Here is a 17,439-nt window from a genome sequence, read left to right on the forward strand (position 1 = left end):
GCATTCCCTTAGGAATGCTGCCGCTTAAAACTTAGTCCCGCTCGATCAATCCGTACTTGCCGTCATCACGCTTGTAGACGACATTTACTTCTTGTGTGTCAATGTTGGAAAATACAAAGAAATTATGGCCTACCATGTTCATCTGCAGGATCGCTTCTTCCACGTCCATCGGCTTCATGGTAAAACGTTTCGTACGGACGACTTCGTATTCGTCCTCGTCATACTCCACTTGCTCTGCATCCACCTGACTGGTGGCCGCCGCCCCGTTCTCCGCAATGAGCGTCTTCAGTCCGCCCTCTTGCTTGATCTTGCGGTTCAGCTTGGTTTTGTGCTTGCGAATCTGACGTTCCAACTTGTCCACAACGGCGTCAATGGAAGCGTACATATCATCGCTTCGGTCTTCCGCACGAAGTACCACACCGGTAAGCGGAATGGTCACTTCCACCGTGTGCAATCCTCGAATGACACTCAGGGTGACGTATCCTTCGGAGGTGGGGGGTGCATCAAAATACTTATCTAGCCTGCTGAGTTTCTTGTCAACATAGTCCTTCAAAGCATCGGTCACTTCAATTTGTTGACCTCGGATAGTGAATTGCATTGGGCACTCCTCCTTTGCACCCTCATTATACCATTTTGTTATGGCTATGTAAAAAGACAGAATTGTGAATTTTAGCACAATATTTTTCGGAGGTCGGATACAAAAAAAAGACCCCGGAAGTTCCGGAGTCTTGGGCTAGCGAATCTCCAATTGTTAACCATCGATTACCGTTTATGTAGGTCGGCTATGCCGGGATGATTATAATTTGATTACGTTAGCTGCTTGCGGGCCACGAGCGCCTTCAACGATCTCGAATTCTACGGATTGTCCTTCTTCCAGAGTCTTGAAGCCCTCGGATTGGATCGCGGAGAAATGTACGAATACGTCGCCGCCGTCCTCAGTCTCGATGAAGCCATAACCTTTCTCTGCGTTGAACCATTTCACTTTACCTTGCATGCACTAACATTCCCTTCATTGTCAAATAAAGTGTGACACTAATTGTCCACATTTCCGACTATAGCACCCGACTTATCCAGTGTCAATTACCAAGGAAAAGGTTTTCTTTTGCAGAAAACCGGGAAAAATGTCGACTTGGCTTCACGACTGAGTTGGCAGGCGAAAATAGTTTGCGGACAAAATAGGTTTATGGTTATTTAACCAGGGAGCGTGGGGGTGAATCAAGTATTGGGAATCTTATTTTGCAATGATTACTGTTCCTAGATTATCACTAACGGGTACATAAGGAATAGAATTCTCTGAGCAGAATTTTCGTACTGCTTCTTTCGCTCCCTTAAATATAGCATTATTATAATCGTGAACAAAAATATATCCACCTTTTACTAACCTAGGATAAAAATACGTAAGTCCATCATAAATCGGCTTATACAGATCAGTGTCAATACTTACAAAAGAGAACTGATCTTCAAGGCCTTCCGATGTTTCAGGAAAATAACCTTTTCTTATGTGTATATTTTCTGGGTACTTCATTTTTTTCATAACAAGATCTATGGTTGTATCTGTGAATCGAGTGGTTTCACTAGAGTATTTTTTTTGTAAATCTATCAAGATATCTCTATTGTCAAATCCCTGAAACGTATCAAAAAGATACAGCTTCTTCGCTGGAAACAATCTGTTAATATGCTTTGAAAAATCCCCTTTATATACGCCTAGCTCTGCAACATTACCAGGTATGTTACATGTATTGATCTCATTCGCGATGAGTTCTAATGTCGAAAGTCGAACATAATCAGTAAAACCATCAGTAAGTTCAAACTCTCTTTCCCTACCTAACATATTCATATTTACTAAAAAGTAAGGCTCTACATTATTGCGGGATATTAGGTTAAAACTATTTTGATTTGTTTCTTCTAGTATTCTACGATTTGCCTGATCTTGAATTTCCTGAAACACCTTCGAACCGTTGATCTTAAATGCAATAATTTTTTCCTTCTCAAGATTTGCGTCCTTAAGTTGGTTAATTAACTCGTCATACTGACCACTCGCGAGTACGATATAGTCAAATTCATAATTCATTATTTGTTGTGGTGTAATTACAGGCTTATCTTCAAAAAACGTCCCATTCAATTTTAGATCGCTATTAATAAATCCAATAATCTCTGCTTTGTTAGAATCGATATAGTTCTTTACAATACTCCATAAACCCCCGTTACCAAAGACCAATAGCTTATACATTTAATTTCATCTCCTGATAGTATAGACTTCAGTTAGCACTGTTTTCCAAAATTAATAGAGGTCTTTTATAAAATTCACTACTTGTTGAAATGTCCATAGATAAACACCAAGAATTAAATAAGTCTCTCGACTTGCTCTCATCATTATCTATGGTATCAAGTATGGATTGTGGCATCGTTTTATACTCCTGCTCCATTTTAAAATAATAAGCCACCTCTCGGATATTCCATCCGGAACGCTTGGCGCTATTATATAAATTAGAGAACATTCGATAACAGTCACTAGTAGGCACGATTGGCTTTGTTTTGTCGCCCCCCCAGTTATATCCTAACTGAAGAATTATCAAGGAAGAGACTTTTGAAAACTTATTCAGATAGTTCTCCATGTAATCCCAAACCTCATGTGGTTCTTTCACTTTATCTTGATCGAAATCCACACCTGCGTGATGAAGCACGTTTAATATCAAGGCGCAATCAAATACCTCTTTAAAATCATCAAAATCATCTAATTGGAGAGCTTTGTCTATTACTTTAATATTATCAAGATTAAAAATCGCGTTGATTTCTCTTATAAAATCCGCATGATTTCTATTAGGTTCAATTGCTGTGACACTAACTTCAGATAGATCCTTCACAAGACTATGCGAGAAAAAACCAGTATTGGCTCCAATATCAACAATTTTTTTCACCATTATCTTTTGTAAGAACCCCAAAATATATTTATATCGCGCGGTATCTCCACGCCAATCCTCATTTATTTGCTCCTGATACCCAAGAGCTTCTTGTACAAAAGTAGGTATATTTTGATAAGTCGAATGCTTAGATGAATCTTTATACAGAGTTCTTAGCTTCAAATTGTTATCATTCATTTATGTCTGTCTCCCTTGATCTCATGGTAGAAATACTTAAGGCTATCCTTTCTTAAATAAACATCACTCAATAGATAATCAGGCAAGTGCTGTATAATGTCAGGATTAACATGGTACATTACATCATTAATTTTTACAGAACTCAACAACCCTGACAGCCAAAGGTATTCCCCTGAAATATAAGAAGAATGATTTACCCACTCTTCATGAAGTTCACAGCCGCACATTTTTAACCACAACTCAACAATTGGAACATTACAATCCATGGTCAATTGAAGGGGACCCCAGAATCTAGGGTTTGCCTCTATCATGTAATCGTTTTCCTTTGTTCTTCGTATCTCAACCATTACAACGCCATAATAACCCAATTCCAAAAAAAGTTGCTTATACTTCTCACCGATACTTTCATTGTGTATATCTGCTGATACAGCTAAGACAATTGATTTTCCATTACCTTGTTGAATATAGTTTTTCTGAGAAAAACTGACTACCGTTCCCTTCTTATCGATAGAATATAATAAATAATAAGATTCCCCATCTACGTATTCCTGAAAATAAAAATCGTCCCTATTATATATTCGTAGAAACTCTAACATTTCAGATTGCTGATTAATAATAACTGGACTAATAGCATTTATTGAAGAATAACATATTGGCTTAGCCACGATTGGATAATTAAGTTCCTCCCCAGACAGAGCAACCTCATTTGGGACCTTCATGCCTTTCTGAGCACACATTTCACCAAAAGAGTATTTGTTCGAAATCAACTCATATAAATCCTTATTCACTAAGGGGACAGATATATTTCTAACCCGCAATAATTCCCTATGCTCCAAAATGAAACGGTTAAGCGCCTCCGTACTAGGTACAATAACAACCTTATCCACATCATACCGTTTTCTTATATGTTCAATTGCTTCTATGAATTCATCAAGATCAAGTTGTTGCCTTTCACGTATCCATTTAACGTGGGAAGAATAATCTGTTAAATAGATTGGATCATTCTTATTTAAAGCAATAATATGAAACTTAATTTTGTACTTCGTAAAAATTCGGCATAATGTTAGTACAGCTCTATTATTAAAACCAGAAAAAAGAATAAACGTGCAATTAGATGCAGCTTTATTTAACACATTCATTCTCCTTCTCCATTAGAGCTGTTTGGTCTATTATTATATGACATATCTCATCAACTAACGACTCCGATAGTTCTCCGTACATCGGAAGACACAATATCCGATTAGCCATCACTGCGGATACCTCCATAACTGGTGAATCGACAAAAGGAAGTTTATCCAATGAAGGATAAAAATACCTTCGGGGAAAGATGCTCTGTTCTTCTAACGCTTGTTTAATTCTTAATACTAGTTCCTCATTTTTTAATATAATTGGATAGTATGAATAATTTCTTGTTCCAAAAAGATTAAAGGATACAAAATTAATATCAGAGATAGAAGTTAATCTATCTTGATAAAAGTTATGGACTTGCTTTCTTTTTGAAAGAATATCTTCTATGTCATCTAGAACAGACAAACCCATAGCTGCTTGAAATTCATTCATTTTAGCATTTATACCAAGTACCTCTGGAATTCCATTTGATCCAAATCCAAAGTTAATTAACTGCTTTGCTCTTTTATAAAGTTCTTCATTTTGTACTATTAATGCTCCACCTTCAACTGTATGAAAAAGCTTAGTAGCATGGAAACTCACAATTGAAACATCACCAAAATTTAAAATACTCCGTTCCTTGTAGCCAGTACCAAATGCGTGCGCTGCATCGTAAATTACTTTTAACTTGTTTCTATCAGCAATTTCTTGGATTTTCTCAACCTCACACGGATTTCCGAATACATGTACCGGCAAGATACAAGAAGTATCCCTCGTGATCTTTTCTTCAATTTTTGTAACATCTATATTTAAGGTTTCTGGATTAATGTCCGCGAAAACAGGTTTTAATCCTCCCCAAATCAAGCTGCTTGTCGTAGCTACAAAAGAAAATGGAGTTGTTATGACCTCCCCTTCAAGCTCGAGCAATTTGTATGCTAATTGCAGAGCAAGAGTTCCATTAGAAACAAGAACTAAATAGGGAACACCTAAATAATCCCGTAATCTTCTTTCCAACTCTTGAACCAAAATGCCGTTATTCGTAAGCTGATTACTTTGAAAAATCTGATTAACATACTTTTGATATTTTATTACATCTGGCAAGTGGGTTTTTGTCACTTGAATCATATTGACACTTCCTCGAGATCTTTATCTAGAAGCAAATAAGTATTGTGATGATTCTGTTGAAGGTAGCTCATTAATTCTTTCACTAACTCTAATTTATTTTGTTCAATCAAAACCTTAAATCTCCACCTGAAGTATGCATATAACCTAAGACCGAGCCACTTGTCTAATAAAGCATCTGAAAAAGAGTATTTATCGCTACCAGCCAGTCTTCTTAGTTTTAATAACTCTTTAATGGTGAGATAATCAAACTCTAACGGCATATTATAGCTTATACTTTCTTCATGGACTCGATAAATACCAACATGGTCTGGAATAAATCCAACATTACCTGAAAGCATAAGCTTCAAATATAGAAAAAGATCTTTACTTTTAGTTTCTTCAAGGAGACAATCCATCTTCACAGCAAGCTCTCTTCGAAAAACACTAGTAAGCAGACTTGTGATATGTGGATAGTCTTTTGTTTCATAGAACATAAAATAATACCTGCCATTTGTTTCACTAGACAGATTTACCCTTGTAGGATAAGTTAGGCCTGATTGGGTAAACAACATTGTACAGTTAGCAAAAACAAATGATAAAGATTTATTTCTTTCAAGCAAACAAATTGCTTTTAAAATATATTCAGTATCAGTTAGGTAGTCGTCGTGATTCACAAACAACACATATTCTCCATCTGCATATTCGTAAAATGCATGGCACCCATTTATCCCAGGACCCATGTTCTTAGAATTACGCATATACCTTACCCTGTAATCATCTTCAAATTTCTTCATCATCAATTGTGTTCCATCCGTAGAACAATCATCAGCGATGACCACTTCTATATATGGATAACTTTGATTCAATATAGACTCAACAGCTTGCTGTAAATACTGCATCTGATTATAGGCAGTTATAATCACACTAATTTTCGGCAAATCGTTCCTTTTTTTCTTAATAACTTCAGTTAATAACAGCTCATTTGATGAACAAAGCCCACTAATCTTCCCCAATAGTTCTTCCTTAAGTGATTGATCTTCTGTAATCAAGTTAGCAATATGATAATGATATACAGAATTATCGATTTCGCCTGTCTTCTCACAAAGGTAACCAGCATTATAACGAAGATCTTCATTAAGAGGATAATTTTTAATGCCCTTCAGTATAATTGATTTAGCATAATCTACATTGTTTTGCTCAAATTGAATTAGTGACTGAAATACAATAATATCTGGGTCTTCTTCAAAAATATCCAGGTACTGTTGGATTGCCTTTTCAGCATTCAATATACCTTCAGTGTGGATGATATTATAGATATATGACTTCATCGACAATCGAAGCTCTGTCTCTTCATTCATTTTTTATCGACTCTTTTCTTGAAAACAGTTATGTGTTTAGTTATAGAGATAAAATAATTACAGCTTCCTTCATTACCATAGGAGTTAAATTATATGGACGATTCTTGTAAATCTGATCGAGTTCGGTTAGAGACCCAGGGAGAAACAGGTCTGAATTCCCGCATTAATTTAAAAGCTATCATCTCAGTCTGTTTGTCACCAGTATGGGAAGCCAATTGATATATCTTAAACGCTAATTCAAAACTAGGCTCAATGTCGTAAGCCTCAGAATAAAACTTATAGCTATCTCCTAACTGGCCTAACTCTTGTAACAAATCCCCCGCGAGCGAGAATACTTTCATCTTCTCCACCCGATCCTCTGGCTCTATTAATGTCTCCAACGCTAATTCTAAGAAGTGGAATTTCTTAAGTTGCTTTGCTAACTCATATCGCAGGATCGAATCTTTTATACTAGTAACAAAATACTCAATAACCTCATATTGCTTCAGGTTTATTAAATCAAAACAGAGATTTGAAAAATGCTCACGAAGTTCAGGCGTTGAAACTATCCTTCCTATTTCTTCTCTATTAATTAGACGTTGGATAAGCATGTCATCCTTATGTCTTAGATTTCCTAGTTGCTTAAGTTTTTTATAAAAGTCATTATCCTTAACAATCACAGCTAGAGCTACAATATCCCTGAAACTACCGCTACTTAACTTCTCACAGTTACCCCATGATTGTTTAGCCCAATCCCAGCACTGATTGACTTGGTGTACCCAGGCTGCTATTTCGTTATCTGTTTGAACATCAACGATATCGATCATCTCTATAAATAATGGACTCCTCAAATGATATAGCGTTTGTGCAAGTATCAAAGCTTGTTGACTATTGTTCACATCATAGAGTTTTCTGATAAACGTAACCAGATCTTTAGGGTTCGCACTTAGATACATATCCAACCACATCTTCAGAGATGGAATATGCTGCTGATTCTGATTGATACTTGCAATCAGATGTTCTTGTGCCTTCTCTCGATCCCCCATCTCCAAATAAATTCTGCCGAGATATGCATTTGCCATGAAAGTACCTACTCCTTCAAAAGTACTTGCATGTCGTTGATCGGCTTCACCTAGTTCCAAGCACTTCAGAAAACACGACTCAGCATCTTTCCAATAACACATTGAAACATAGACAGAGCCCAAATAAAAATGGTAATCTGTATAGTCTGGAGAAAGTTCAATGGAATCTTGGAGTATATTAATTGCCTCTTGGTATCTCTTTTGCTCAGTTAAACACTGTGCCAGATATATAATTAGCTTTGGAGTAAAGGCTCTATTCGATTCCATTAAATACGAAGATTTATATGCTTCAATGGCTTTATTGTACTCTCCGATGAGCTTATACTGTGTTCCGAGATTAAAATATCCGAAAGCTGTGGGCTTCTCAGCTAATTCGCTCTCTACTATTTTCATATTACGTTCAAATTTATTCTTCTCTTTCATCGTCTTACGAGTATAGCCGTCATGATTAATAATAACTTGAAGGTGTTTGCCTGTGACTTCCGGATATCTTGATATTTCTATTTGTTCATGAATTGCATTTTCATACATAAAGCCGACAGACCTTTTATATAAACGTATAAAAGAATGTACCTCTGTCATTCCAGTGCGAATATAATTACGAATCTTTAAAAAGTAGTAATCTTCCTGCAATGTAGCATTGCTCAAATTCATTTTGCTCTCGGGCTCTAACCATTCGTCAGCATCCAATGATAATATGTACTCCCCTGACGCTTTGGAGTTGGCAAAATTTCTTGCTGCAGAAAAATCATCTGTCCAATCATAACGAAAAATATTCGCACTGAAATTCTCGGCTATCGAGATGGTTGAGTCTGTTGATCCTGTGTCCACGATGATAATTTCATCTACGATTTCCTTGACACTCTCTAGGCATCTTGCCAGATTTGCTTCCTCATTCTTGACAATCATGCACAATGTAATTGTTTGTCGTTCCATAATGTTAACTCCCTACTTGCGATCAACGCAGTTGTTTTAATCTCTGTTTGGCTAAAACAAATCCATACTGAGCACTTTGGGCATAATATGATTCGGCTTGTGCCATTTGACCAGTGATTTCAAAAAATAAGCCAAGGTTATACATCGCTCTAAACGAACCTACACCTCGAACAGTTTCGTACTTCTGAGAGTTGGGGTCGCCAAGTTTCAAACAATATGAAAATATATCTGGGATCTTTGAAAAAAGCGATATTCGTTTACCTTCAATAATCGAAACACCGTACATAAAATATAAATCGGTATATTCGGGGTTTTTTTGGATAGCTAGATCAAAAAAATCATCGAATTCGTTCCATTTCCTCAATTGTAATAAACTATAACCAAGCTGAAGATAAACACTTGACTCATAAATAGGTTTGACACTCTCCCCTTCAAGCGTTTTTATCACAAAAGAAAAGTAAACAATCGCTTCTTCATATTGTTTATTAACATAAAAGCACCTTCCTATCTGAAAATGTATATAGGGATCTTCAGGGGAATTGTTCAGTTGCTTCTTTAATAAAGTTAAATTCCGTGAAATTTTGTCTTTCTCTTGTAGAACACTCTGCTGATATCCTATGTGCCTTACTGTTAAAGTAGTTTGATAATAATTCAAACCGCCACTTAAACATATTAATTGCTCATGTATGGACCCTGAATAGATAAAGTCCCCATTGTTTGGGAAAATCCGTGCAATGTATGTCTCTACTATCTCGGAATCCTGATCATTCATAATTTTTATTCTTCCCACTCTATCTTTACCGTTTAAAATATAATCAATTATGTCCTCACTGGTCCCCTGGTATCTTTCATCAGCATCCAGCATCAATATAGTTGACTGAGTCGCGTGAGAAATTAACTGATTACGGGCAAGTGAAAAATCATCGGCCCAATTATAAGAATAAACTGTTGCTCCTAGCTCTCTAGCAACACCCACGGTATCATCAACTGAACCTGTATCTAGTACAACAATCTCTTGAACGTATGGCCTAATCGATAGAATTGCATCTCCAATATATTTCTGCTCATTACAAGCAAGTATACAAACACTCAAAGGCAGCATAAATTCCCCTCCCAATTTTAAGAAGAGGTGTCCTCATGGACACCTCTTCTTATTTTCCACTTTACTTGTACTCGAAGTAAAGAACCCCGCTCTCTTGCCCGTCAGGATTAATAACTTTAATCTCCACAATTCCTGCGCTACTTGCTCTTGGAGTGCGGAGTCTTAATCTAGTTGCATTTATGAATTCTGCCGAATACTCTACACCATTAATACTTACTTTTGCGCCATTTTTATAATTTGCACCATCTACATAAAGAAGTGTATTTCCACCTATTGGGCCACTTGTAGGTGAAAGGGATTTAACAGATGGAGGCAATACAGGTGGTGGAGCATCATAAGTAAATTGGGAAGTAACAGAATTACCGCTCGGGTTAGTAATCACTATATCAACCGTTCCTGGCGTACTAGCAACTGGTGTTCTAAATCGTATCCTTGTTGAATTAATATATTCATAAGACAATACAGAACCATTAAATGTGACAACTAATGACGGTTCTAAAAACATACCATCCACATACACTAATGTCCCTCCAGCTAATGGACCATTTGCTGGGCTTACCGAGGAAACTACCGGTTGTAGCTCTTCATAAGTATATCCGTTGGGTATAGTAAAGAATTGTCCATCCGGGTTAGTGACTGTTACATCCACCACGCTACTGACAGGAACTGCAGGAGCCTTTACTCGGATATTTGTAGAATTCATAAATGCATGCAAGGCCACAGTAGTATCTCCAAATGTTACAGTGGCTCCTTTCTGGAAATCTGATCCGTAAATATCTAGGATATTACCTCCGTTCTTATTACCAACAGACGGAGTTATTGAAGTAACAACTGGTGCAGGAATAACTGGTGGAGTATCATAAGTAAACGCAGAAACTATGGTTGCTTCTTTTAGATCTGGATTCACAACTTTAAAATCCACACTCCCTGGTTCTGATGCTGCAGGAGTACGGACTCTCAATCGATTCGCGTTAATATATTCCGCTGATAACAACGTTTCGACTCCATTACGAACTAAGTATAGTTTGATACCCTGTTGATAATTTGCTCCATCGATGTAAATGGATGTACCACCGGCCATTGGTCCATTTCCTGGGGTCACTTTATTAATCGTAGGATCCGGCTTAGGAGGCGGAGCAAGAAGTGTAAACGCGTCTGTAACAATATCACCTTGTTCATCAGGATTTACAACCTTAATCGGTACAACTTTAGCTTCTGTTCCAATTGGGGTACGGAACCTTAATCTTGTATTGTTAACGTAATCGGTTGAGACTTGTTGCTCATCAAAATAAACTACCGCCCCATTCACGAAATCTGTACCGTCAATCGTCACCAGAGTACTAACGTCATTCCTTCCAGAGTTTGGAGATATGGAAGTGATTTTAGGAGCTTTAGGAGGTGGTGGTGGATTAAATGTAAATGCTTGAACTAGAATAGATTCAGCACCGTCCGGATTTACAATTTTCACGTCCACTACTCCTGCAGAAGAAGCTGGCGTTCTAGCAGTAACCCTCTGATTAGTATTAAAAGCAACATAGGGGCTTTCTACATCTCCGAAGAAAACTTTTGCGCCTGACTTAAATTCCACCCCAGTCAATGTAACGCTCTCGTTACCAGTCGTTAAACCTTCTTTTGGCGACATGTCTGTCAGCGTCAATTTTGGAGGTTCATTATAGGTAAATCCATCTTTCAGCGTTACCGCAGTTCCGTCCGGATTTTCTAACATAAGATCCACAGTCCCCCATGCATCTGTAGCGGGAGTAGTGGCATATAGATACGTGGAGTTATTAAATGTAACGGATGGAGCATAATTATCGCCAACCTTGACCTTAACTCCATTCATGAAGTTCTTACCATAAATTTTTAGGATGGTATTTCCTGAAATAGGACCGTTTGTTGGTGTAACGCTTGTGATTTCTGGTATGCCATAATAGTTAAAATCCACGGTTGCTGATTGATTATCATCATTCGTTACCTTTACTGTTACAGGACCTTGCGTTCCTATAGGTGTGTTAGCTGTAATTTCATTCCCATTAACCACGACGACATTCGTAGCACTTCTTGAACCAAAAGTCACTTTAGCATTAGGACGAAAGTTATTACCGGTGATAATAACACTCTCTCCACCTGTAATAAGTCCTTTATCCGGCGATATGCCAGTAATCACAGGAGCTAAGTAATTTACATCCAAATTAGCCGTAGGCATTTTGTATGTCTTTGCGGACCCTGTGTAATCTTTGTACGTAATTACAGATTCACTTGTAGATACTGGATACCTTCCATTTAATCCATCTGGTTTCTGACGAATCTTGTAGGTAAAGGAAAGTGTGTCTTTCTTCAGCTCAAGAAACTTCCATGTCAGCGTATTTCCGTCAACTTCAGGTTTAGGGATATTATTCATGTATGAATCTGGCACGATTTCAAATCCGGGCGCGACAACATCTTTGACAACAACGTCATATGCGCTAGCTAAACCAATTTCCTGTACGATTGCAGCATAAATATCACTAAGCCCTACGGAGCCCAATACGAAATGATGGTGATGAGAGGTTGTAGCCATGTTTTTCAGAAGCGTATTCGGAGCGCTGTTTTCAGGATTGTCTCCAACATTCAACAATGCGATTGTATAAAAAACAATACCTGCATCCTTAGCTTCATTCGCTTTTTTCAAAGCATAATCAAAAGCATTCAACCCATCTCCGGTTCCTGTTGCTTCACCGTCAGTTAATAGCACTATGACGGGTTGAGCTTCCGCACGATGATTCGCCAACACCTGGGTAGCATTATGTATAGCATCACCCGTAGCAGTCCCTCCATTAGCGAACAACGTATCGATATAGCTCTTTGCACTTGAAGCACTAGTCGTTAAATCAAAGGATTTAACATCTGAGGCGTAATCAACGATACCTACTTGATGTTTAGTGAGATCCATTAAATCAATGAATCCTTTAGCAGCCGCTTTAGCATTGTTCATTTTCTCGGTACCCATACTACCCGAACGGTCAATAACCAGAATAACATCGTTTGGCTTTACGACATTGATCGGTGGTGTACCTTGAATATTCAATGTAACTTCGGTTTCTCCGCCTACAATAATACTGGAAGGGTTCAAAGATTTCGATGCCGTAACATAATTGGATGAAGCCATTGCTGGGGAAACAGGTATTCCCGTTATCAATAATAACAGTGCTAATAACATGATACCCAATGATTTTTTTTGCATATGCATCCTCCTCTAAGTTTGTTTATCAAAAAAATAGGAGTCTGAAATAACCGATGAATGATAATTGTTTCTCGTCATTTCATTCAACCTAGTCATTTGAAGCTGTTTAGCTTCCATCAGACGGACAACCGATTCATGGAATTGCGCAATTTCTTCTAGAAGCATTTTTTCCTGTTTGTCGTAGGGAAACATTTCAAAAGTTTCCAACTTTTCGTACTGACAATCAATTAAATGTTCATACTCATAATAGGTTTTATTTGAACCTCCTATAACAACCTTGTAATACAATTTCTTGAGATCCCTTAAAACGTCAAGTCTGTTCATCATTGGCTTTTTACGCCCTTCGTCATCGCAAGGGCTTGCCTCCATGTATCTGTATATTCGCGGGCGAACGCAATAACCTCTTCAAGAATTTCCAACTGTCTATTAACTGTAAAATCACCCAATCTTCGAATATAGTAATCGTACAATTCTCTGAGTTGATGAGAGATTTCATAGTCATAGTTTAGGGTGACTACAAATTCATAGAAGATAGCACGAGCCCCGTGAACACGCTCCATCATCTCTGAAAACTGACCATTCTTAAAATGCATTCTCGCCATGTTTAACTTTCGATGTAACTCTTCGTATAACAGGAGCATCAGATCACCAGGACTTGCTGTTTCTACCTTTGTCTTCAAGTATTGTTGTTGATAATTTGGTGCTATCATATACTTACCTCTCCTTATAACTTAAGTTTCATCTTAAACCGACGACAATGCTTATACAGAACGAGATTATTGTCCTCCCAGCTGCTGTGCGATCCAATTGCCCTGCGAATTCAGTTTTTGCAGTGTTTTCTCCATGGCGGTAAACTGCTTATAGTAGCGCTCTTCGACAGATTTAAGTCGATCTTCCAAGGTGTGAATTCTGCTGTTAAGATCACGGAACTGTTGGCCCATTAAACTGCCGTCAGCACTATCTGATACTTTGGTTGTGCCGATCTGCTTAATTATTTTATTAATGCTAGTATTTAAAGCACTGTACAACCTTTCACCATAGCCCGTTCCTTCGATATAACCTTGATCACCTGGTGATAAGTTACTAGATTTAGTAAACATATTCATGACGGCATCTGGGTCTTTATTAAGAGCCTCCTGAAGCTTTTGCTCATTAAGTTCAAGCTTGCCTAGCTCGTTCTGTGAACCCTTAACATAAGCTTTGAAAGTAATACCTATATCTGCAAGTCCGTTAAACTCATCAGGCAAACCTTTGACATTATTGATCAGCATTCCTCTAAGAGAGGATAAAGTATCTTGTAGAATGCTATCCCGATACAAGAGTCCCACTTTCGCCTTCGTCTCCCACATCTCGATCTGCTTCTCCGTCATAGCTTCCTTCTGCTCATCGGTAAGTGGTGTATAACTACGGTTTGGTGTAGTTGTGGTTGCCCCATTGATTACATCAACCAATGCATTATATTGCGTGACAAAATCCTTTAGTTGCGTTGCTACATTTTGAGTATCTCTGGCAACTGTTACAGAAACCGCTGACGTCGAAGTGCCCTTAAGATCGAATCGAACTCCATTAAATTCAAATGAGTTATTAGCGACCTCCATGGTCGTACCGTTAACCGTCGCAATAGCATTCTTTCCCTGAATAGGAAAGGAAGCAACATCGATATTAAAGAAGTTTTGGAAGACATTATTTGGATCATTAACACTTATAGTCGCTGTCTCACCTGTAGCCGTGGTAGATAACATAAACCGTTTGTTAATGCTGTCAAAGCTTAGGTTAACACCCTTATTCGCACTGTTTACCTGTTTCATTACAGACTCATATGTTGAATCGGGATTAACTGTAATAGTAATGTCACCTTGAGGACTACCTTGTGGCCCCGTTATAGTAAATGTCTGATTACTGGTTACACCGAGTTTGTCTTTCACGTTTGCGATCGTTGTTCCATCCCCAGCAGCAAATGCTGTGGATGCCAATTGATTCACCTGAATACTATAGCTGCCTCCAACGGCCACAGAAGATGCCGCGACCTTAACAACGCTATCATTGCTACTTGTGGCTGCCTGCTTATTAAATGCAGATGAAAACCTCATTTTATCGGCAAGGCCCCTTAATGCGTTTAGGGAGGTATTCATATCCTGATATGTTTCGCGTTTCCATGCTAGCTTCTGCTTCTGTTGATTAAGTTTATTTAATGGCATTCGCTCCGCATTCATCAACTGTTTGATAAGGGTATCTGTGTCAAGTCCCGATGCTATCCCGCCAAATCGTATAGGTGATATCATACAATCTGCACCTCCTTGTTCGACTAGCCTCTTTCATCTAAAATCAAACCAACCTGTTTACATAAGTTATAGACGAGATCAATAAATTTCTCGGGCGGTATCTCCCTAATAACTTCTTCGGTCTCTGTGTTAACAACCTTTACGACAATTTGGTGACTCATATCATGCACCGATAGACGTAAATGAGTATTCTCCAAAGCCAATTTCTTATTAGTCTTTTCTATCATCTCATTGAAATATTTATCCCCAATCGATGATGCTGAAATATTGATTTCAGATTGCTGATCCATATCCAACGTTTTATTTGTGTTATTCGTCCTTGTGTCATGTTGTGTTGTAGTATACTCTTTAACAGAATCAACACGCATCCACGGCAACTCCTTCATTATTCTTTATAAAAAAAACCGACCGGATAATCCGGCCGGCTTCCATGAGCTGCAAAAAATTAACGAAGTAATTGAAGCACACCTTGTGGTTGCTGATTAGCTTGCGCCAACATTGCTGTTGCAGCTTGTTGAAGGATATTATTCTTCGTGAATTCCGACATTTCTTTCGCCATATCAACATCACGAATACGGGATTCCGCAGCTTGCAGATTTTCAGAAGTCGTTCCCAGGTTGTTGATGGTATGCTCCAGACGGTTCTGAACAGCACCAAGATCAGAACGGATCGCGGAAACAGTGTCGATAGCCGTTTGTACAATCTGCAAGTTTGAAGCAGCAGTAGCGTTAAGACCATCGTCCAAAGCAGCCAAATTATCCAGGTCAAGAGAGCCTGCATCAGCTGCAGAAAGAGTGATGGAAATTGTATCCCCTGCATTTGCTCCAACTTGGAATGTCAACTGGTTACCATCAACACCAGCACTGATCAACTCTTTCGTGTTGAACTTAGTTTGGCTAGCGATGGAATCAATTTGTGATGTCAATTGACTAATCTCAGCATCGATCTTAGCTGTATCCGCAGTAGTCAATACTTCGTTAGCTGCTTGAGTATACAACTCAGCCATACGTTGCAGCATGGAGTGAGTTTCGTTCAATGCACCCTCAGCTGTTTGAATCAAGGAAATGCCATCCAAAGCGTTGCGGTTTGCCTGCTCCAGACCACGGATCTGGTTACGCATTTTCTCGGAGATTGCCAGACCAGCAGCATCGTCAGCAGCACGGTTGATTCTGTAACCAGAAGACAGTTTCTCGAGGGATTTGCTTTGTTGTGTGTTGTTGAAAGTCAATTGACGCTGTGTGTTGTAAGAGCTGATATTGTGGTTAATACGCATAGTATAATTCCTCCTTGGAATGTGTAGGTGCTTAGCATCCTTGCTTCACCCTATTGTAGTCGAGACATAGCATACGGCCGTCACTGCCATATCTTCCGACCCATATTATATTTATCGGCAAACATGTTTCCAAGTTTATAGCTGATTCATGATTTTTTCGAAAATTATTTCAAATTATTCTTCTTTACTTGCTTAACAAAAGCTTGCTGTAAAATATCCTGGATGTTGCCCGTAAATTGAGTCGCATCATTATTCTGTTCTTTAATTGCTTCGTATATTTCTTCCCGATAGATAGTGACATCGGATGGCGCCTCGATGCCAATTCTCACCTGATCCCCCTGCACGTCGATAATGGACAGAACGATATTATCGTTGATCATGATTTTTTGTCCTTTATTTCTGGATAGAATCAGCATTTGAACCCGCTCCCTTCTCCAACGCTATAAGGGGCTGCCTGGTTGCGTATTTTCCTTGCTCCAATACGATTTGGGCTGCAAACCGATTTTTTTTATTGAGGATGATAGGCGCTTTCAAGTTACAAGTAATCTCAGATTCAGAGCGAACCGTAACGATCACCAGCACCCTGACATCTTGATCCCCTTCCAAATGAAGAGTATCTATCCAATCGGATTTTAACTGAAATTCATAGTCGCTAAAAAATGCAAAAGGATCCATAACGATGAACGTTAGATTCTCATCCTCTACGGATTGTAAAAACTCAAATGACCCTTCATTTCCTTCCGAGTTCATTATGAAGTAGCTTTTGGAATCTTCGAATCCCAGAATTGGTTTGATAAACGTTACTAATTGGTCTTCGGCGACCTGAACCTGACCAAATCTTTTGGTATTAACAATCACAGATTTCCTCCTCCTTCTATCAACGACAATAGCTATA

Annotated in this window: 17 protein-coding genes; all 17 read right to left on the reverse strand. The window is 38.4% G+C overall.

The genetic code is table 11. From position 1 onward, the window contains the following. Positions 1 to 31: 31 nt before the first annotated feature. A complete protein-coding gene (gene hpf / locus AC3RCL_RS29430; protein ID WP_009594286.1) occupies positions 32 to 598 on the reverse strand; it encodes a ribosome hibernation-promoting factor, HPF/YfiA family in 567 nt (188 codons plus the stop codon). A 198-nt stretch (positions 599 to 796) separates the two neighbouring features. Then, complete coding sequence (locus tag AC3RCL_RS29435) at positions 797 to 994, reverse strand: cold shock domain-containing protein (RefSeq protein WP_009594275.1); 198 nt, start codon at positions 992 to 994, stop codon at positions 797 to 799. Positions 995 to 1,231: 237 nt separating this feature from the next. Beyond that, on the reverse strand, positions 1,232 to 2,230 hold the full coding sequence (locus AC3RCL_RS29440; protein ID WP_492533480.1) for a TylF/MycF/NovP-related O-methyltransferase: 999 nt from the start codon (positions 2,228 to 2,230) through the stop codon (positions 1,232 to 1,234). Between the two features lie 28 nt (positions 2,231 to 2,258). Next, positions 2,259 to 3,098, reverse strand: coding sequence for a class I SAM-dependent methyltransferase (locus AC3RCL_RS29445; protein WP_492533482.1), 840 nt, complete (start codon positions 3,096 to 3,098; stop codon positions 2,259 to 2,261). After that, positions 3,095 to 4,231 (reverse strand): ATP-grasp domain-containing protein, encoded by a 1,137-nt coding sequence (locus tag AC3RCL_RS29450; RefSeq protein ID WP_492533484.1) that lies wholly within the window; start codon positions 4,229 to 4,231, stop codon positions 3,095 to 3,097. Before AC3RCL_RS29450 ends, AC3RCL_RS29445 begins: the two co-directional genes overlap by 4 nt. Next, the gene (locus AC3RCL_RS29455) at positions 4,221 to 5,330 is read right to left on the reverse strand and encodes a DegT/DnrJ/EryC1/StrS family aminotransferase (RefSeq protein ID WP_492533486.1); all 1,110 of its coding nucleotides are present in this window, start codon (positions 5,328 to 5,330) and stop codon (positions 4,221 to 4,223) included. The genes AC3RCL_RS29450 and AC3RCL_RS29455 overlap by 11 nt, the downstream gene beginning before the upstream one ends. Then, on the reverse strand, positions 5,327 to 6,667 hold the full coding sequence (locus AC3RCL_RS29460) for a glycosyltransferase family 2 protein (protein WP_492533488.1): 1,341 nt from the start codon (positions 6,665 to 6,667) through the stop codon (positions 5,327 to 5,329). The genes AC3RCL_RS29455 and AC3RCL_RS29460 overlap by 4 nt, the downstream gene beginning before the upstream one ends. An 89-nt stretch (positions 6,668 to 6,756) precedes the next feature. Then, positions 6,757 to 8,664 (reverse strand): tetratricopeptide repeat-containing glycosyltransferase family 2 protein, encoded by a 1,908-nt coding sequence (locus AC3RCL_RS29465; protein WP_492533490.1) that lies wholly within the window; start codon positions 8,662 to 8,664, stop codon positions 6,757 to 6,759. 22 nt (positions 8,665 to 8,686) lie between these two features. Further along, positions 8,687 to 9,766, reverse strand: coding sequence for a glycosyltransferase (locus tag AC3RCL_RS29470; protein WP_492533492.1), 1,080 nt, complete (start codon positions 9,764 to 9,766; stop codon positions 8,687 to 8,689). A gap of 61 nt (positions 9,767 to 9,827) precedes the next feature. After that, the gene (locus tag AC3RCL_RS29475; RefSeq protein ID WP_492533494.1) at positions 9,828 to 12,989 is read right to left on the reverse strand and encodes an IPT/TIG domain-containing protein; all 3,162 of its coding nucleotides are present in this window, start codon (positions 12,987 to 12,989) and stop codon (positions 9,828 to 9,830) included. A 12-nt stretch (positions 12,990 to 13,001) separates the two neighbouring features. Then, the gene (locus tag AC3RCL_RS29480; RefSeq protein WP_492533496.1) at positions 13,002 to 13,316 is read right to left on the reverse strand and encodes a hypothetical protein; all 315 of its coding nucleotides are present in this window, start codon (positions 13,314 to 13,316) and stop codon (positions 13,002 to 13,004) included. After that, a complete protein-coding gene (gene fliS / locus AC3RCL_RS29485; protein ID WP_492533498.1) occupies positions 13,313 to 13,699 on the reverse strand; it encodes a flagellar export chaperone FliS in 387 nt (128 codons plus the stop codon). Before fliS ends, AC3RCL_RS29480 begins: the two co-directional genes overlap by 4 nt. 66 nt (positions 13,700 to 13,765) lie before the next feature. Then, positions 13,766 to 15,271, reverse strand: coding sequence for a flagellar filament capping protein FliD (gene fliD / locus AC3RCL_RS29490; RefSeq protein ID WP_492533500.1), 1,506 nt, complete (start codon positions 15,269 to 15,271; stop codon positions 13,766 to 13,768). Positions 15,272 to 15,294: 23 nt separating this feature from the next. Continuing rightward, entirely contained in the window at positions 15,295 to 15,639 is a 345-nt protein-coding gene (locus AC3RCL_RS29495) for a flagellar protein FlaG (RefSeq protein WP_492533502.1), read from the reverse strand. 77 nt (positions 15,640 to 15,716) lie between these two features. Continuing rightward, positions 15,717 to 16,544, reverse strand: a complete 828-nt coding sequence (locus AC3RCL_RS29500) for a flagellin N-terminal helical domain-containing protein (protein ID WP_492533504.1) — start codon at positions 16,542 to 16,544, stop codon at positions 15,717 to 15,719. A 164-nt stretch (positions 16,545 to 16,708) separates the two neighbouring features. Further along, entirely contained in the window at positions 16,709 to 16,960 is a 252-nt protein-coding gene (csrA, locus tag AC3RCL_RS29505; protein ID WP_492533506.1) for a carbon storage regulator CsrA, read from the reverse strand. Beyond that, entirely contained in the window at positions 16,938 to 17,402 is a 465-nt protein-coding gene (gene fliW / locus AC3RCL_RS29510) for a flagellar assembly protein FliW (protein WP_492533508.1), read from the reverse strand. Before fliW ends, csrA begins: the two co-directional genes overlap by 23 nt. Positions 17,403 to 17,439: the final 37 nt, after the last annotated feature.

Source organism: Paenibacillus sp. MT86, from assembly GCF_058792535.1.